Annotated in this window: 16 protein-coding genes; 10 read left to right on the forward strand and 6 right to left on the reverse strand. The window is 35.2% G+C overall.

Annotation, left to right across the window (positions count from 1 at the left end):
- Nucleotide 1: 1 nt before the first annotated feature.
- The 4 genes from H033_RS0105515 (at nucleotide 2) to H033_RS0105530 (ending at nucleotide 4,600) form a co-directional block, all read left to right on the forward strand.
- A complete protein-coding gene (locus tag H033_RS0105515) occupies nucleotides 2-1,447 on the forward strand; it encodes a M56 family metallopeptidase (protein WP_026837393.1) in 1,446 nt (481 codons plus the stop codon).
- Between the two features lie 99 nt (nucleotides 1,448-1,546).
- Nucleotides 1,547-2,905 (forward strand): TlpA family protein disulfide reductase, encoded by a 1,359-nt coding sequence (locus tag H033_RS20885; protein WP_026837394.1) that lies wholly within the window; start codon nucleotides 1,547-1,549, stop codon nucleotides 2,903-2,905.
- Nucleotides 2,906-2,916: 11 nt separating this feature from the next.
- On the forward strand, nucleotides 2,917-4,062 hold the full coding sequence (locus H033_RS0105525; protein WP_026837395.1) for a tetratricopeptide repeat protein: 1,146 nt from the start codon (nucleotides 2,917-2,919) through the stop codon (nucleotides 4,060-4,062).
- 61 nt (nucleotides 4,063-4,123) lie between these two features.
- On the forward strand, nucleotides 4,124-4,600 hold the full coding sequence (locus H033_RS0105530) for a hypothetical protein (RefSeq protein ID WP_026837396.1): 477 nt from the start codon (nucleotides 4,124-4,126) through the stop codon (nucleotides 4,598-4,600).
- A 246-nt stretch (nucleotides 4,601-4,846) separates the two neighbouring features.
- Here the strand turns inward: H033_RS0105530 and H033_RS0105535 are convergent, their stop codons facing one another.
- Nucleotides 4,847-6,001, reverse strand: coding sequence for a glycosyltransferase family 2 protein (locus H033_RS0105535; protein ID WP_026837397.1), 1,155 nt, complete (start codon nucleotides 5,999-6,001; stop codon nucleotides 4,847-4,849).
- 114 nt (nucleotides 6,002-6,115) lie between these two features.
- On the opposite strand from H033_RS0105535, the gene ruvC reads away from it, so the two are divergent.
- The 4 genes from ruvC to H033_RS0105555 all read left to right on the forward strand — a co-directional run bounded on the left by ruvC (nucleotide 6,116) and on the right by H033_RS0105555 (nucleotide 9,047).
- Complete coding sequence (gene ruvC, locus H033_RS0105540; protein WP_026837398.1) at nucleotides 6,116-6,673, forward strand: crossover junction endodeoxyribonuclease RuvC; 558 nt, start codon at nucleotides 6,116-6,118, stop codon at nucleotides 6,671-6,673.
- 72 nt (nucleotides 6,674-6,745) lie between these two features.
- Nucleotides 6,746-7,105, forward strand: coding sequence for a four helix bundle protein (locus H033_RS0105545; RefSeq protein WP_026837399.1), 360 nt, complete (start codon nucleotides 6,746-6,748; stop codon nucleotides 7,103-7,105).
- Between the two features lie 32 nt (nucleotides 7,106-7,137).
- The gene (gene hemW / locus H033_RS0105550; RefSeq protein ID WP_026837400.1) at nucleotides 7,138-8,265 is read left to right on the forward strand and encodes a radical SAM family heme chaperone HemW; all 1,128 of its coding nucleotides are present in this window, start codon (nucleotides 7,138-7,140) and stop codon (nucleotides 8,263-8,265) included.
- Between the two features lie 35 nt (nucleotides 8,266-8,300).
- A complete protein-coding gene (locus H033_RS0105555) occupies nucleotides 8,301-9,047 on the forward strand; it encodes a cyclase family protein (protein ID WP_026837401.1) in 747 nt (248 codons plus the stop codon).
- 66 nt (nucleotides 9,048-9,113) lie between these two features.
- Here H033_RS0105555 and tsf read toward each other — a convergent pair whose 3' ends face one another.
- The 4 genes from tsf to rplM form a co-directional block, all read right to left on the reverse strand.
- Nucleotides 9,114-9,938, reverse strand: a complete 825-nt coding sequence (gene tsf / locus H033_RS0105560) for a translation elongation factor Ts (protein WP_026837402.1) — start codon at nucleotides 9,936-9,938, stop codon at nucleotides 9,114-9,116.
- Nucleotides 9,939-10,032: 94 nt separating this feature from the next.
- The gene (gene rpsB, locus H033_RS0105565) at nucleotides 10,033-11,046 is read right to left on the reverse strand and encodes a 30S ribosomal protein S2 (RefSeq protein WP_026837403.1); all 1,014 of its coding nucleotides are present in this window, start codon (nucleotides 11,044-11,046) and stop codon (nucleotides 10,033-10,035) included.
- A 139-nt stretch (nucleotides 11,047-11,185) separates the two neighbouring features.
- Complete coding sequence (gene rpsI, locus H033_RS0105570) at nucleotides 11,186-11,572, reverse strand: 30S ribosomal protein S9 (RefSeq protein ID WP_026837404.1); 387 nt, start codon at nucleotides 11,570-11,572, stop codon at nucleotides 11,186-11,188.
- Nucleotides 11,572-12,027, reverse strand: a complete 456-nt coding sequence (rplM, locus tag H033_RS0105575; RefSeq protein WP_026837405.1) for a 50S ribosomal protein L13 — start codon at nucleotides 12,025-12,027, stop codon at nucleotides 11,572-11,574. Before rplM ends, rpsI begins: the two co-directional genes overlap by 1 nt.
- 381 nt (nucleotides 12,028-12,408) lie before the next feature.
- Between rplM and H033_RS0105580 the strand changes: the two genes are divergently transcribed.
- Nucleotides 12,409-12,972 (forward strand): DUF5004 domain-containing protein, encoded by a 564-nt coding sequence (locus H033_RS0105580; RefSeq protein WP_026837406.1) that lies wholly within the window; start codon nucleotides 12,409-12,411, stop codon nucleotides 12,970-12,972.
- A 313-nt stretch (nucleotides 12,973-13,285) separates the two neighbouring features.
- On the opposite strand, the gene polA is transcribed toward H033_RS0105580, so the two are convergent.
- The gene (polA, locus tag H033_RS0105585; protein ID WP_026837407.1) at nucleotides 13,286-16,117 is read right to left on the reverse strand and encodes a DNA polymerase I; all 2,832 of its coding nucleotides are present in this window, start codon (nucleotides 16,115-16,117) and stop codon (nucleotides 13,286-13,288) included.
- 133 nt (nucleotides 16,118-16,250) lie between these two features.
- Here polA and H033_RS0105590 point away from each other — a divergent pair, with 133 nt between their 5' ends.
- Nucleotides 16,251-17,183 (forward strand): isoaspartyl peptidase/L-asparaginase family protein, encoded by a 933-nt coding sequence (locus tag H033_RS0105590; RefSeq protein WP_026837408.1) that lies wholly within the window; start codon nucleotides 16,251-16,253, stop codon nucleotides 17,181-17,183.
- Nucleotides 17,184-17,600 lie beyond the last annotated feature (417 nt).

Genomic DNA, 17,600 nt, shown 5'->3' on the forward strand with positions numbered 1-17,600 from the left:
TATGGAATCTTATATAATTCAAGTCATATTATTTCAGCTGGCTTTTTTGCTAGTCTATGAATTCTTGCTGAAGAAGGAAACCTTCTTTAATTACAACCGGGCTTACTTATTACTTACACCTGTGCTGGCATTTTTGCTGCCTATAATTAATATTGAAATGTTATCTGGTTTTGTGCCACAGGAATCTGTGTCATCCATTTCAAGATTTTGGCTTCCGGAAGTTTATATTGGAGATGCTACCCAAAACATACAACAGCTTCCTGCATTAGTATTGTCTGATAAAAGCAATTCTTTCAATTGGATAGCAATTATTTATGCTATTGGTTCAATTGCAAGCATAGGAATCATCGGAAAAAAACTTTTTAACTTGCGAAAATTGTTCAGGTTTACTGTTATTTCAGAAGTGAAGAGCTTCAGAATTATTGAAATTCCTTCTTCTAATGTTGCCTGCACTTTTAATAAAACCATTTTTTTAGGTGAAGATTTAAGCAAAAATGAGAGAGATCAAATAGTAGCGCACGAACTAATTCATGTTCAGCAAAAACATAGTTATGATCTGGTGTTTTTTGAAATTCTGAAAATCATTTTTTGGTTCAACCCACTTATTTATATCTACCAAAATAGAGTAGCCGCTTTGCACGAATTTATTGCCGACTCCAATGTGGTAAAAACAGTTGAAAAACGAAGTTATTATGAGCAATTATTGAATACCGCTTTTAACACACAAAATATTTCATTCATCAATCAATTTTTTAATCATTCATTAATCAAAAAACGAATAGTTATGTTACAAAAATCAAAATCTAAAACAATCGCGAAATTTAAGTATCTGGTAATTCTGCCACTAATGCTGATGATGCTTACAATTGTTTCCTGCACACAGGATGATTCTCAATCAATTACAACAGGAGAAGAATCATTGTTAGAACAACTTGATAAGCTTCAAATTACACTCAATAACAGTGAAGAAATATCAGAGGAAGAAAAGGAGAAAATGGTTGAAATTACAATGGCAGCTTTAAAAAAATCAAAAAATATTTCTGGAGGTGGTGATATTACCACTAAAACAGAAACAGTTTCAGGCGCAGATGTTCCTTTTGCCGTGATAGATCAAGTACCCATTTACCCTGGATGCGAAGGTCTTGCTGGTAATGAAGAACAGAAAAAATGTATGTCCCAAAAAATACAAGAGCATGTGCAAGAAAATTTCAATATTAAACTAGGAAAAGAAGTTGGCTTAACTGGAGTAAACAGGGTTATTGTTCAATTTAAGATAGATAATACTGGTAAAATTATAGATGTTAAATCACGTGCTCCACATCCAAAATTAGAAGAAGAAGCAAAGCGAGTTATTAATTCTTTACCACAAATGACTCCTGGAGAACAAAATGGAAAAGCAGTTGGGGTTATGTATTCACTTCCAATAGTATTTCAGGTAAATGAATAAAATATCTTTGTTAATTCTATTGTTAGTATTTAAAGTCGGGGCTCAAACTCCGACTTTAAATGTTTCAGATAGGTATGCAAACCTTTTAAAATTTAAAATATGCGCAACTTTTATTTACTCCTTTTAATAATTTGCCTCAGCTCCTGTAAAAAGAAAAGCCAGACAGATCCTATTGTTGTTCTTTCAGGAAAAGTGGAGCCGGGAGAAGTCGAATTTTTGAGACTTGAAACCAATACCAGATTTAAGTATCACAATCAGCCAGAGGTTAAGCTGGACCTTCAAGTACAAAAAGATGGCAGTTTTAGGGACACTATAGAAATAAAAGAAGGCCATTATATACTTCAGACCGGTAATAATGAAGTGAACCTCTATCTTAAACCGGGTGATGACCTTCAGCTCAAATTAAATAATGGAAATATTAGCTACGATGGAGAAGGGGCAAAGGAAAATACTTATATAAAAGAAAGGGATTCTCTAATTGCGGTGGTGGGTGGAAATAACTTTTACCAATATTTTTCAAAGCTTCCTGAGGAAGAATTTTTACAATATGCAAATTCCCTTGAGGAGCAGCGGCTTGAAGTGATCAATCGGCACGGGGATATGGATCTACATCTTCAAAAAACTGAAAGATTGTGGGCAAACGTTGAGAAAGCCTATAAGTTTCACAATTATTCTTTTACGCGTGAAACCGTGGACACATCTCATGTTGCCTCAAAAGAATATCCAGATCCTATGGCAGAGCTTGATCTTAACGATGAGGATCTATTGCATGTAAGCCTGTTCCCAATGCTTATTTTATCTCATTTCGGAAATATTGCCAGTAATAAAGGATTGGAAGAATGGGAATATGTACTCCAGGATTCTTTTCCTATTAAGAACCCTGAAATAAAAGAAGTAGCGTTTTATACCTTCGCAGTTTTTTCTATGAAGAGCTTTGAAAAACTAGATGAGTTCTACGAAAAATCCCAGGAATTTATTCAGGATAAAAAGCTTAAAGAAGTAATTACAAAACAATATTTAGCCTTAAAAGAGCTTTCTCCTGGTAAACCGGCTCCCAATTTCACCCTTAGAAACATGAAGGACGAGCCAGTATCTCTTATAGATTTTAAAGGAAATTTTGTTTATTTAGATTTTTGGGCCAGCTGGTGCAAACCATGTATAGAAGAAATTCCGGCATTTAAGAAACTTCAGAAGAAATATAAAAATGACAAAATTGTCTTTGTTTCTATTGGAATAGAAAGTAATAAGGAGAGTATCCAACGTCTTATTGAAAAACATGAGCTAAATGGCATCCACCTCTTTGATCCTTCAAAAGAAAAAGAACTTAAGGATGCTTATTCAGTAAGTGGGATTCCTCATTATGTGCTCATTGATAAATTAGGTAACATTATAGAATCTTTCGCCATGAAACCTTCAGATCCCAAACTTTATAATCAGATTGATAACTTATTGAAATAATGTTAAAGCACATGAAAGTCTTAACTACCGTCGCTTTTGTTTTAATAGCAACGGCATTGAATGCTCAACCTTCGGCTTTGGCTGTTGCAGATAGTTTGTATGCGGTTGGGAATTATTCTGAAGCGATTCAGGATCTGGAAAATATTGAAGAGAAATCTGAAGCAGTTTATTCCAGATTAGCAAAATCTTATGTAGCAAAAGGAGATCTTTCTTCAGCATTAAAAAATTATAGAACAGTTTTAGATAAAAATCCAAACAAAGTTCTAACTGCTATGGAATATGGAGAGGTTTTAATAAAAGCGGGAAAATTAAAGTCGGCAGATAGTTTATATATTAATTTGTCAACCAGATATCCTAAAAATGCCTCGTTTCAGTTTCAATTAGGAACCATAAAAGAAAGACAAAATGATAGTACCGCAATTGAATTTTGGCAGAAAACTATAGCTTTAGACAAAACCCATCAGCAAGCTTTATACAAACTTGCTAAAGATGCATTGAGCAAAAGGAATTTCCCTTTGGCAGAGGAACTCAGTTTACAAGGTTTAGAAACAAATCCTAGTAATGCTTCGTTGATCTCTATTTTGGCTCAAACTTATTTTAATGAAAATTCTTTTATCCTCGCAATTACTCCTTTTGAGAAATTATTGGAATTAGGACAAGGAAACGAATTTGTGCATTCTAAATTAGGGTATTGTTATTATCGTCTACATTATCATAAGGAGGCTATTGAGCAATACAACTTGGCACTTGGATATGAAGGCAGAAATTCTGACACACATTATAACTTAGGAAAATTGTATGCAAGAACGGGAGATCTAGAAAAGTCGGAAACTCATTTGCTTATGGCACTTTTAATTAAAAAGCAGCCGGTAGATGCCGAGTTTCTTAGTCTGGCTTTAACTTATAAGCAGCAAGAGGATTATAAAAAAGCACTTCAATATTTTAATAGCGCATTAGAGGAAAACCCAGATAATGAAAGAGCTTCATATGAGCGAGCAGTTGCGGCAGATAACTATTTTAAAGATGAAAAAGCCGTTCTAAACTATTATCAGGCGTACCTTGGTAAGTATTCAAAAAATGGAAATTCAGAGTTGATCTATCTGGCAGAAATTAGAATTAAAGATATTAATGAAGAATTGCACCTAAACGCAGAATAGTTTTTCCTAAGCTGCTTAAATTCACTATTTTTGGCATCCAATAGACTAGATAGTTAGCCGCATGAGAAAAATATTACTTCTGCTTATTTTCCCATTTTTGGTGTGTTGTAAGAATTTTGAAACTAAAAAGATCTCTTCGGAAGAAGTGTTTAATCAGGAAACAAAATCTTTGAATTGGAAGGAAGTGGATGAATATCCGGCTTTCGAAAATTGTAAGAATATAACTGAGTTGGAAAAAGCTAGGGACTGTTTTGAGTCTACGGTCGCCAATTCTATATATGCATATCTCGTAAAGCAACAACCAATTGTTACCCAATCTATAGATGATACTTTGTTTCTATATCTGGAGATCTCAAAATCTGGAAAACCAGTCGTAGATTCTATAAGAGTAGATTCTATAATTACCTACCAGTTGCCAGAACTGGATAAATGGGTGAGACAAAGTGTAGATTCCTTACCAAAAATATACCCCGCCATTAAACGTGGGATTCCTGTTTCCAGTGTTTTTAAGATGCCTATTATTATAAAAGCTGAATAGGTTTGCAATAAACAATAAACAATAAACAATAAACAATTAGCAGTTAGCAATAAATAGTTTATAGTGAGTAGTGAGAAGTGAGCGGTTCACAATTAGCAATAAACAATTAACAATATTCAATTAACAGTTTTCAGTTCACAGTTAGAAATAAACAATAATCAATTAGCAGTTAACAGTAAATAGTTAAAAGTAAACCGGGCATTTCGAATTCGCTCAATACGGCCTAAAGGCGAGGGGTAGATTTTCCTATTTCTTAAAACTTCTTCCTTTCCATTCAAATCCACTAAATAGAGATAAGATCGCCACCAATGTAGAGAAAAATGGATAAAGAAGACTACACCATAAAAAATGGCTCAACATCGTTTTTTTTCTGAAGAAAGTTGCTGAATAATAAAGTAATCCAAGATCTACCAAGAACTTTATAAGAAAACTGAAGAGCACTAATTCATAATTCACTTCGTTCAAAAGAGTCAAAATAAGTCCAATCACCAAAAACAGATTCACCAATAGTACGCTTAGTCCAATTAGTTTAGCAAAAACACTTTTGTAGGCTGTTGTTTTGGCTGCCCACCTTATGCGTTGTGAAAACAATGTTTGGAGTGAAGCTTGAGGCTTAGTATAAACAATGGCTTGTTCTGATTTTAAAAAACATACAGGATAATTTAAATCTTTAAATTTCTGAAGCAAAAAAACATCATCTCCGCTGGAAATATTGGAGTTTCCTTGAAATCCTTCCACTTCATAAAAAGCCCTTTTTTCGTAACATAGATTGGCGCCGTTACATATAAAAGGTCTATTTAGCCCAAAACCACCAATTCCTGCTGCCTGAAGACTCATAAAGTCCAATTCCTGAAAGGCAGCTAAATAATTCAAAAATCTCTCTTTGGAAGATCTTGCGCTAAAGAAACTTACTGGTGCCGCAATCATTGCCGCATCGGTTTCAATAATCTTTTCATTAAAAGCTTGAAGCCATAAAGCTGGTACAGCACAATCTGCATCGGTAGTAATTATATATTCGAATCGAGAGGAAATTATTGCAGTGGTTATTGCATCCTTTTTCGGGGAATTTGTTTTCCTAATGTTATTTATTATTGAAAACTGGAGTTCTGGATTCCTTTGCTTAAAATGAAAACAAGCTTGAACCGAGTTGTCTTCAGATTCATCATTCACCAAAATAATTTCGAAATGAGTCTTAGGATAATTTATATTAGAAAGGCTCAACAAGAGTTCTGGTAAATTTTCAGCTTCATTTCTGAAAGGTGTTATTATGGAAAATTTGTTTAATGGAGCCGCTCCACTCAATTCAAATGAAGCGACTTTCTTCCAACCTAATATTAGGGCAGTTATAAGCGCCACATATATTAAGGTTACTACAATCAAAAAAAATATAAATAATTGCATGTTTACAGATGGCCAGATTAAGAGAATTGCTAAGCAGAATTATGTAGCTTTGTAAAGCCCAATCAAAAGTAAACAAACTATTAAGAATGGGTAACAGCTAAAGACTTTCCACTTTTGAAAAACGAACGTATTATTTTAGGAATCGATCCCGGCACCACTATTATGGGTTTTGGTTTGATCAAGGTGGTGAACAAAAAAATGCAGTTTTTACAACTAAATGAGTTGCTACTTCAAAAGTATAGCGATCCTTATATTAAGTTGAAACTGATCTTTGAACGAACTGTAGAATTAATTGATACTTTTCATCCAGATGAGATTGCTATTGAGGCGCCATTTTTTGGGAAAAATGTGCAATCTATGCTAAAACTTGGGAGAGCTCAAGGAGTAGCTATGGCTGCGGGTTTATCAAGAGAAATTCCAATCACAGAATACCTTCCCAAAAAAATAAAAATGGCGATCACCGGGAATGGGAATGCCAGTAAGGAGCAGGTTGCTAAGATGCTTCAAAGTTTATTGGGACTTAAAGAATTACCTAAGAATTTGGATTCTACAGATGGATTGGCAGCGGCGGTATGTCATTTTTATAATTCTGGTAAAGTTGAAGTTGGCAAAAGTTATACCGGCTGGGATTCCTTTGTGAAGCAAAATCCGAAGAAGCTCAGTAAGCAATAAACAATTATCAATTAACAATAAACAGTTAATAATTAGCAATGGGTAAACTCAATAAACAATTATCAATTACCAATGGGTGAAGTAAATAATCCGCTTTCTAAGAAATCTTACGATTTTGCTTTGGTTATTATTCAACTGTATAAAGACCTAACGGTTTTAGAAAAGGAATATATTCTTAGTAAGCAATTGTTGAGATGTGGAACATCTATTGGGGCTAATATTGCTGAAGCTAACGGAGCTATTTCTAATGCAGATTTTTCAGCAAAGATTTCTATTGCCTATAAAGAAAGTTTAGAAACAAAATATTGGCTTTCTCTTTTAAAAGATTCAGATTATATTGATAAAAACCGTTTTGAAGAACTGCACTTAAAAGGAGATGAGCTATCTAAAATACTCTTCTCAATTTTGAAAACAACTAGAATCAAAAATTGATTATTGTTCATTGTTAATTGATAATTGTAAAAATGTCCTCACTATATATTCATATACCATTCTGTAAGCAAGCCTGTCACTATTGTGACTTCCATTTTTCCACTTCTATTAAAAAAAAGGGAGAATTGGTGAGAATGTTATGTGAAGAAATAAGACTTCGGAAAAACGAATTACCCGGAAAAGAGCTAGATACTATTTATTTTGGAGGTGGTACTCCTTCCTTGCTTTCTTCAGAAGAGTTGAAAATGATCTTCGATGCCGTAAATGACAATTTTGAAGTGAGAAAAGATGCAGAGATCACTTTAGAAGCAAATCCAGATGATCTTAGTCTAGAGAATCTTAAAACATTGAAGAATGCCGGAATAAATAGATTGAGTATTGGAGTGCAATCTTTTTTTGAAGAGGATCTTCAATTGATGAATCGAGCACACAATGCAACTGAAGCCCTGGAAAGTATACAAATGGCTAAACAGTTTTTTGAGAATATTTCTATAGATCTTATTTACGGAATTCCGGGAATGAGCAATGAACGCTGGAGAACCAATATTGAAACAGCATTGTCTCTAGGATTGCCGCATTTTTCATGCTATGCATTAACTATAGAGCCTAATACGGCTCTAAAAAAAATGATTGAAAAGGGAAAAGTGAAACCGGTGGATGATGAGGCGGCAAGGGAACATTTTGATATTCTGACTAAAATTTTGAAAGCGAAAGGTTTTACTCATTATGAATTTTCTAATTATGGAAAACCTGGGTATTTCTCTGAGAATAATACAGCCTATTGGTTTGGAAAGCCTTATTTGGGAATAGGACCTTCTGCACATTCTTATGATGGGGAAAACAGGATGTGGAATATCAATAATAATACGCTGTATATAAAATCTATAGCAAAAGGGGAGTTGCCTTTAGAAAAAGAAGAACTGTCTGATACAGACAGGTATAACGAGTATGCGATGACTAGACTGCGTACGATGTGGGGCGTAGATGTTAAAGAAGTAGAGGAGCGCTTTGGGAATTTGTATAAAACGCATTTATTGAACGAGGCTTCCAAAGAAATTGAATTAGGTCTACTGGAACAAAACGAAGGGATACTTACAGTCACTCAAAAAGGAAAATTTCTAAGTGATGGAATTGCCAGTAATTTATTCTTTATAAATTAGTAAACATATTATAGACTCTACATTAGAGTATTTGGATGAAAGCAGAAATTAAATATCAAAATAAAACCTACACTATAAATCTCTCCAAGCCCTTGGATATTTCCCTTGTTCTTAGGGGAGACGACAAAAATCCAATTGCTTGGTATTTAAATGCTCCAAACATCCAACCGGTGGTAGATGGAGATTTTATAGGGAAAGTAACAGCCGGGAGTTCTACCAATTTCAACAATATATCTTTCAATCCTCATGGACACGGTACTCATACCGAATGTGTCGGGCATATTACGAGAGAATTTCATAGTATAAATGAAACTTTAAAGAACTTCTTTTTTACAGCAAAAGTCATTTCAATTGAGCCTGAGAGAAGGGGAGAAGATCATGTAATTACTGAGGCTCAGATTAGAAGCTTGCTAAAAGTAGATGAGGTGGAATCAGTCATTATAAGAACGCTTCCTAATTATATCGAGAAGCGCAGCAAGAAATATTCTCATACCAATTGGCCCTTTCTGGAGGAAGCTGCTGCTAGATATATAAGAGAATGTGGTATTAAGCATCTTTTAATAGATTTGCCATCTGTAGATAAGGAAAAAGATGAAGGGAAGCTTTTAGCTCATAAGGCCTTTTGGGATTATCCCAAGAACACCAGATTAGATGCTACTATTACTGAGTTGGTCTATGTTGCCAGTAAGGTTGAAGATGGAATGTATATTTTAAACCTCCAGATAGCTTCATTTGAGAATGATGCTTCGCCGAGCAAGCCGGTGCTGTATAAAATTCAATAAGCATTAAAAACGAAAAACCCGCTTCAAATAAATGAAACGGGTTTTTATAATATAAAGAAGCTTTAATTATCCTAAAGCAACTCTTTCAAAAGAAACAACTTTAAGATCACTGTCTACAGACTTAACGTAAGCAGAGATACTCATTTTGTTATCTTTAATATAATCTTGGTTTACTAAAGTGTTATCCTTAAAGAAACGCTTGATCTTACCTTTAGCAATGTTATCTAACATTTCTTCTGGCTTTCCTTCTTGTCTTAATTGATCTTTTGCGATCTCGATTTCTTTATCGATGGTAGTTTGATCTACACCTTCTTCATTTAAAGCAACTGGGTTCATAGCTGCCGCTTGCATAGAAACGTTTTTTGCAGCTTCTTCAGCTCCTTCAACATTTTTAGAAAGTCCAGTTAGGACAGCAATTTTATTACCAGCATGAATATAAGAACCTACGAAAGGAGCTTCCATTGTGCGGTAATCTCCAATTTCAATTTTCTCACCGATAACCCCTGTTTGCTCAGTTAATTTATCCTGAACAGAAATCCCGTTGAAATCTGCAGCTAATAATTCTTCTTTTGAAGAAGTAGAAAGTGCAATTTCTGCAATTTGAGTAGCCATAGCTACGTAAGTATCATTTTTCGCAACGAAATCTGTCTCACAGTTTAAAGAAACAATAACACCTTTAGTAGCATCATCGTTTACTTTTGCAATTACAGCACCTTCAGAAGAATCTCTGTCGGCACGCTTTGCAGCAACTTTTTGACCTTGTTTACGTAATACTTCGATTGCTAATTCAAAATCCCCATCAGCTTCCACTAATGCTTTTTTACAATCCATCATACCGGCACCGGTAGATTTTCTTAATTTATTTACTTCTGCGGCTGTTATATTTGCCATGATGTTTAAAATTTTTTAGTTTTTTAAAAAATAAGTCGCTTAGCTTTGTTTGAAGAAAGATCTAAACGACTTATATATTACTTAAAAAGGTATGTTATTCTTTCTCTTCTGTAGAATCAGCAGCTTTTTCAAGTGTTTCTTCTTTAGATTCTAATTTCACATCTTTTTTAGCCTCTTTCATCGCTTTTTTATCTTCAGCATCGGTAGAAGGAACTTCTACGTCAGCTTTAGCTTCTTTCGGTGCTTTTTTGTCTTCAGCATCTTTAGAAGGTGCTTCTGCATCAGCCTTAGTTTCTTTAGGTGCTTTTTTATCTTCAGCATCTTTAGCAGGAGCTTCTACATCAGCTTTAGCTTTTTTAGCCTTTGGAGCTTTAGCAGCTTTTTCATCAGATCCTTCTTCTTTAGCATCCTTACTAGACTTTCTTTCAGAAAGACCGGCAATAATAGATTCTGCCATGTAAGAAACAACTTTGTCAATAGATTTTGAAGCATCATCATTAGATGGAATCACATATTCTACTTCACGAGGATCAGAATTTGTATCAACCATTGCAAAAATTGGAATGTTTAATTTTTGAGCTTCTTTAACCGCAATATGTTCACGGGTAATATCTACAACAAATAGAGCTGAAGGAAGACGGCTCATTTCTGAAATAGAACCTAAGTTTTTCTCTAACTTAGCTCTTAAACGGTCAACTTGTAAACGTTCTTTCTTGGAAAGAGTGTTGAAAGTACCATCTTTTTTCATTCTATCAATAGAAGACATTTTCTTAACTGCCTTACGGATAGTGATAAAGTTTGTAAGCATTCCACCAGGCCATCTTTCAGTGATGTAAGGCATGTTGGCTTTTGCTGCATGTTCTGCAACAATTTCTTTAGCTTGCTTTTTTGTAGCTACAAAAAGTATTTTTCTTCCACTAGCAGCGATCTTATTAAGAGCTTCACCAGCTTCCTGCATTTTAGCAGCACTTTTATATAGGTTTATAATGTGAATCCCATTGCGTTCCATATAGATATATGGGGCCATGTTTGGGTTCCATCTTCTTGTAAGGTGTCCAAAATGTACACCTGCATCAAGTAATTCTTTTACTTCTACTTTGTTTGCCATTTTTGTAATAGTTTACGTTCTGTTGAGATAGCAACCCCGCTAATGCGTGGTTTAGATGCTAAACTAACCTCCAATACTAGTTGGAGCAACAACAAAAATTTTAATTTTTAAATGAACTTTCGGGCAATGCCCAATGATATTAACGTTTAGAGAACTGGAATTTCTTACGAGCTTTCTTCTGTCCGAACTTCTTACGTTCTACCATTCTTGGATCTCTGGTCATTAAACCTTCAGGCTTTAAAGTAGCTCTGTTTTCCGGGTCTAATTCTACCATCGCTCTAGCAATAGCAAGACGAATAGCTTCAGCTTGTCCAGTGATACCACCACCAAAAACATTTACCTTGATGTCGAAGTTTTCTTCGTTTCCGGTCATGTTAAGAGGTTGCATTACTTTGTAAACTAAAGGTCCAGTCGTAAAATAATCCTTAAGATCCTTTTTGTTAATTGTAATGTTGCCTTTTCCTTGTCCAACATAGATACGCGCAACAGCCGTTTTTCTACGGCCAATTTTGTGAATAACTTCCATTACAAAAGATCGTTTAAGTTGATAGTTTTAGGCTTTTGTGCAGATTGATCATGTTCTGATCCTACATATACCTTTAAATTACGGAATATAGCTGCGCCTAATTTGTTTTTAGGTAGCATTCCTTTTACCGCATTTTCAATTAACCTTTCCGGTCCTTTATTGAATAATTCGGTTGCAGTTAGACTGCGTTGTCCCCCAGGATAGCCAGTATGGCGAATGTATTCTTTAGAATCCCATTTTTTACCTGATAAGTTGATTTTCTCGGCATTGGTAACAATTACGTTATCACCGCAATCAACGTGTGGGGTGAAGTTAGGCTTGAATTTCCCTCTTAGTAATTTTGCAACCTGAGTAGAAAGACGACCTAAAGTCTGACCATCAGCATCTACGTGTACCCAATCTTTGGTCACGGTAGCCTTGTTGGCCGATACTGTTTTGTAGCTTAATGTGTCCACACTAATTAATTTTACTTGTTATTAAACATTCCATTCCCTGCCCCTAGATAAATCTATCGGGAAAACAGGGGTGCAAATGTACAATTATAAATTCAGAATGCAAATAGACCTTCATTAATTTATTAGAACAGAATTCATTGACTGTCAATATCCTTTATATACTGAAATAATGTCCTCCAACATCAAGCTTGCTAAAATGTGAACATCCAAAATATATTACTGTAATAAAACAGGTTTATTTTATATTTTAAAGAAAACCATAATATCGTCTAAGGGCATTATTTAACGATAAAGAGTAATTTTGATGTTAATATTGTCATAAAAAACTTATTAAAATACTTATGTTTGCACTTTAGTTTCCCTAATATCAAACACCTATATATGAAATTTTATAAATTCACTTTAATTTTTGCATTGGCAATATTAAGCTTTGCTTGTAGCAAAGAAGATGGATCCGACACTAATTCCTCTTTTAAAACAAGCAATTTTGAAGCATCTATTAATCCTGATGATCTTGTTGGAGAGTGGAACCTTTCTGCCATGAATGCAGATACCTCCGTAGACCTTAACAAAGATGGAACTGGAGATAAAAACCTCTTAAATGAATCCTCCTGTTTTAACGATATGAAAATTATTTTCAGTCAGGATAAAACATTTTCAACAACCAATGCTCGTCTAGATTTTAATGGAGGAACCAGCAATGCTGAATTTGTTTGTGTGAAGAATAGAATCGACTTTGGAACTTGGGATATTGAAGGAACAGATCTTATACTTCATATTAGTATAGACGGAACTATTTATACTGATAGAAAAGCTTTGAACTATAATACAAGTACTTTTGCCTTTGATGTTTCAAAAGCTGAATCTAATGTTTATGTAACAGATCCAGGAGATACTTCAGCATCTAAGATCAGGATCTTAGCCTTAGAATATACTAGATTATAATGGAATTTAAATTATAATAAAAAGCTGTCCTTTTTAAGTGGGGATAGCTTTTTATTTTGAAATAGTAAGTATATCCTTAGTTCTAGAAGTTAAATTGATTATATCAAAGCCGAATATGCCTTTGCCCCAACCCTAAAGGGTGCACATATTCTCATAATTTGGCATTATCAAAGTTTAGAATATCCAATAGGAGACAAACCGAATAAACAGGAAATAAACCTTTATTCAAATTCAGAATATTTAAATTCTGCTAACTGCTAACTGCTAACTGCTAACTGCTAATTGTTCATTGTTTATTGTCCATTGTTGACTGCTAATGTGCTTCCAGCCAGTCTCTACCTTCACCCAAATCCACATCTAGCGGAACTTCCATTTTAAAGGCATTTTCCATTTCAGCCTTGATCATTTTCCTCATTTCTGGTAATTCATCGTTGTAAGCGTCAAAAACCAATTCATCATGTACCTGTAAAAGCATTTTTGTTTTAAAATTGCCTTCTTTTAATTTTCTATGAATATTGATCATCGCCAATTTTATGATATCTGCTGCACTTCCTTGTATTGGAGCATTTACCGCATTTCTTTCCGCAGCACCACGAACAACTGCATTTTGTGAATTGATATCCTTTAAATATCTACGTCTACCTAAAACGGTTTGCACATAACCATGGTCTCTTGCAAAATCTACTTGCTCCTGCATGTAGATTTTCAATTTTGGGTAGGTTGCATAATAAGTTTCAATAAGTTCTTTTGCTTCCCCTCTGGAAAGATCGGTCTGATTGCTCAGTCCAAAAGCAGAAACCCCATAAATGATCCCAAAATTCACTGTTTTTGCATTGCCACGTTGTTCTCTGGTTACTTCTTCTAATGGCACGTTAAAAACTCTGGCTGCTGTCGAAGCGTGAATGTCTTCTCCCTTTTTAAATGCTTCCATCATAGTATCCTCTTTGCTCAAAGCCGCTATAATTCGAAGTTCTATCTGGGAATAATCTGCCGCTAACAAGGTGTAATTTTCATCACGCGGAATAAATGCTTTTCTAACCTGTCTTCCTCGCTCTGTTCTAATTGGTATATTCTGAAGGTTTGGATTGTTGGAACTCAATCTTCCTGTTGCAGCAACTGTCTGCATATAATCTGTATGTACTCTGCCTGTTGTTTTTTCTACCTGTGTTGGCAAAGCGTCAATATAGGTGTTCTTCAGTTTTACTAAACCTCTATATTCGAGTACGCTTTTAATAATATCATGATCTGAAGCTAAATAGGAAAGCACGTCTTCACTAGTAGAATATTGCCCTGTCTTTGTCTTTTTTGGTTTCTTAACTAACTCTAACTTTTCAAAAAGAATGATCCCTAATTGTTTTGGAGATGCAATATTAAATTCTTCTCCTGCTTCCTCATAAATATGTTTTTCCAGAGTTGCGATATCTTTTTCTAATTCTGAAGAAAGCGATTTTAAGAAATCTTCATCTAAATTGATTCCTTCCAATTCCATGTCGGCTAATACTCTTACCAGCGGAATTTCAATTTCGTTGAATAATTTTTCGGTTTCTGCCTCTTTTAATTCCGGCTGAAAATGTTGTTTTAGCTGAAGCGTAATATCTGCATCTTCTACGGCGTATTCGGTTTGCTTATCCAAAGGAACATCTCTCATATTCCCTTGGTTCTTTCCTTTTTTGCCAATAAGCTCCGTAATAGATTGTGGAGTATAGTTGAGATAAGTTTCCGCAAGTATGTCCATATTATGTCGCATATCCGGATTGATGAGATAATGAGCGATCATGGTATCGAATAAAGGTCCTTTTACCTCCACCTTATATTTGGCAAGTACTTTAATGTCGTATTTTAAATTCTGACCAATTTTCTCAATTCCTTCTGATTCGAAAAATGGGCGTAGTTTCTCAATGACCTCTTGCGCTTCAGTATCATCTTCCGGAAATGGCATATAAAATCCTTTTCCTGCTTCCCAGGAAAAAGCAATTCCCACCAATTTTGCTTCTAACGGATTTAAACCAGTAGTTTCTGTATCAAAACAAACACTGGTCTGCTTTAATAAATTTTTCAGAAATAACTCAATCGCCATATTGCTGGTTAAACTTTGGTATACGTGCCCAGAAGTTGACAAGTTCTTTCTGCTGGAAGTTTCTTCAATAACAGTAGCGTCTCCACCAAATAAAGAAAATTGCCCTGCTCCCGCGGTTGAATCCTTTGCTTGCGCTTTCGCGGTTGGAGTTCCTGAAACTTGCGTAGGCGTAGCGCTTTGTTCTCCTGAAAATAATTTTAAAAACTGATCCTTTAATCTTCGGAATTCCAGTTCTTCAAACAACAACTGAACTTTATCTCCATCTGGTTTAGACAGTTCATAGTTTTCAGCATGAAATTGCACATCACAGTCGGTAATTATAGTTGCTAGTCTTTTCGAAAGGGTGCCAAGTTCCTTGTTAGCTTCAATTTTCTCTTTCATTTTCCCTTTTAGCTTATCAGTATTCGCTAAAAGTTCTTCCATACTTCCAAATTCAGCTAAAAATTTCTTAGCAGTTTTTTCGCCTACTCCTGGAAGCCCGGGAATATTATCGGAAGCATCTCCCATCATCCCTAGAAAATCTATAACTTGTTCGGGCCTTTCTACTCCAAACTTCTTCTGAACTTCGGGAATTCCCAAGATCTCGATTCCATTCCCCATTCTAGCAGGGCGATACATAAAGATGTTTTCTGAAACTAACTGGGCAAAATCCTTATCAGGAGTAACCATGAAAATTTTATAGCCCTCTTTTTCGGCTTGCTTAGCTAAAGTACCTATCACATCATCTGCTTCACAACCTGGTAATTCCACCACTGGAATATGCATTGCATGTAGGATGTCCTTTATATAGGGAATCGCTATTTTTATTGGTTCCGGAGTTGCATCTCTGTTTGCTTTGTATTCTGAATATAGCTCTGTACGCTCATGACTTCCATCCTTGTCAAAACATACCGCTAAATGATCTGGTTTTTCCCGGCGAATTACATCAAAAAGCGAATTTGTGAACCCCATGATCGCGGAGGTGTCCAGCCCTTTGGAGTTAATTCTTGGATTCTTTATAAAGGCATAATAGCCTCTAAAAATTAAAGCGTAAGCATCAAGTAGAAATAAGCGTTTTTGGTCTGCCATGGGTGAGAATTATAAGTTTATAAAACTACAAAAGTTATAGCTACATGTAAAACACATGTTGTAATTTTAAATAAATGAATTTAGCTTCAGAAAATAATCTGACGGATTCTACAAGAATTAAACATCTATAGCGATGCAAAAAATAGCCATAGCCATCCATGGTGGTGCGGGAACCTTAGTAAGAGGTAAAATGACTTCAGAAAAGGAAAAGGAATATAAAAACGTTTTGAGAGAGGCTATGCAAACCGGGTTTCAACTTTTAGAAGAAGGTAAAGACGCTATTGAAGCGGTAGAGCAAGCAATAATAGTGATGGAAAATTCTCATTTATTTAATGCTGGCAAAGGAAGCGTTTTTACCGCGAACGAAACCCATGAAATGGATGCTGCAATAATGGATGGTAAAACTTTGAATGCAGGAGCGGTAACTTTAATTACGGGTATTAAAAACCCTATTTCCTTAGCTAGAGACGTTATGGAAAAAAGTGAACATGTTTTTTTAGCAGGCAAAGGAGCGCTTCAATTTGCAGAATCTTTAAGTTATATTTTGGAAGAGCCTTCTTATTTTTATGATGAATTTAGACACCAGCAATGGCTTGAAATAAAGGATTCAGATTCTTTTCAGTTAGATCATTCCGTAAAAAAAGATTCCAAATTTGGCACAGTAGGAGCGGTAGCCTGTGATAAGAATGGAAACATTGCCGCTGGTACTTCTACAGGAGGAATGACAAATAAGAAGTTTGGTCGTATTGGAGACAGCCCTATAATTGGCTCAGGGAATTATGCCAATAATAATACCTGTGCTGTTTCATGTACAGGTAGCGGTGAATTTTTTATACGTGGAGTTGTAGCTTATGACGTCTCCTGTTTAATGGAATATAAAGGAATGACCTTGCAGGAGGCGGCAGATGAAGTTATACAAAAACGTATTTTGAAAATAGGAGGAGATGGCGGATTGATTGCAGTTGATGCCAAAGGAAATATTGCTATGCCGTTTAACACCGAAGGAATGTACAGAGCCTGTAAAGATTCAGAAGGTTTAGATGAAATTTTAATATATAATGTCTAATCAATATTGGCAGAGAAAAGAAATAAGACCACTTCGCTGAAAACCAAGAAACAGGACTTAAATTTTAAATCATTTAAAATCTGCTTGAATCCCAATCTCTTGTTGGCATCTCTAAGAAACTAAAATAAAGAAGAGAATTATCAAACAGACATTCTAAAAACCCTTGGTGATCTAGATTTTTTTAGTGTAGCCCAAACTATAATCGGACATCAATAATATGAAGTTTATATTCTCTGAAAAATCTAAAATTTTGTGATTGAATCAAGAACCTCGGGGGAAGCCCGCCCGAACGGTACGGGCCGGCCCACGAGGTAAGTCCCGATGGTTCGGGAGGAAAATACTTTTAAAATTCGAGGCAAGCCCGCCTGAATGAAATTCTTTTCGGGCAGGTCTCGGGGAAATAAACCCTCAATGAGG

The organism is Gillisia sp. JM1 (genome assembly GCF_000424645.1).
Taxonomy (GTDB): Bacteria; Bacteroidota; Bacteroidia; order Flavobacteriales; family Flavobacteriaceae; genus Gillisia.

Excerpts from the sequence above, each read along its gene's own strand:
- H033_RS0105530 (WP_026837396.1), top strand. The coding sequence starts at position 4,124 with ATGAGAAAAATATTACTTCTGCTTATTTTCCCATTTTTGGTGTGTTGT.
- rpsB (WP_026837403.1), bottom strand. The coding sequence starts at position 11,046 with ATGGCAAACAAAGTAGAAGTAAAAGAATTACTTGATGCAGGTGTACAT.
- rpsI (WP_026837404.1), bottom strand. The coding sequence starts at position 11,572 with ATGGAAGTTATTCACAAAATTGGCCGTAGAAAAACGGCTGTTGCGCGT.
- polA (WP_026837407.1), bottom strand. The coding sequence starts at position 16,117 with ATGGCAGACCAAAAACGCTTATTTCTACTTGATGCTTACGCTTTAATT.
- H033_RS20885 (WP_026837394.1), top strand. The coding sequence starts at position 1,547 with ATGCGCAACTTTTATTTACTCCTTTTAATAATTTGCCTCAGCTCCTGT.
- H033_RS0105555 (WP_026837401.1), top strand. The coding sequence starts at position 8,301 with ATGAAAGCAGAAATTAAATATCAAAATAAAACCTACACTATAAATCTC.
- H033_RS0105580 (WP_026837406.1), top strand. The coding sequence starts at position 12,409 with ATGAAATTTTATAAATTCACTTTAATTTTTGCATTGGCAATATTAAGC.
- H033_RS0105515 (WP_026837393.1), top strand. The coding sequence starts at position 2 with ATGGAATCTTATATAATTCAAGTCATATTATTTCAGCTGGCTTTTTTG.
- tsf (WP_026837402.1), bottom strand. The coding sequence starts at position 9,938 with ATGGCAAATATAACAGCCGCAGAAGTAAATAAATTAAGAAAATCTACC.
- H033_RS0105545 (WP_026837399.1), top strand. The coding sequence starts at position 6,746 with ATGGGTGAAGTAAATAATCCGCTTTCTAAGAAATCTTACGATTTTGCT.
- hemW (WP_026837400.1), top strand. The coding sequence starts at position 7,138 with ATGTCCTCACTATATATTCATATACCATTCTGTAAGCAAGCCTGTCAC.
- H033_RS0105590 (WP_026837408.1), top strand. The coding sequence starts at position 16,251 with ATGCAAAAAATAGCCATAGCCATCCATGGTGGTGCGGGAACCTTAGTA.
- H033_RS0105535 (WP_026837397.1), bottom strand. The coding sequence starts at position 6,001 with ATGCAATTATTTATATTTTTTTTGATTGTAGTAACCTTAATATATGTG.
- H033_RS0105525 (WP_026837395.1), top strand. The coding sequence starts at position 2,917 with ATGAAAGTCTTAACTACCGTCGCTTTTGTTTTAATAGCAACGGCATTG.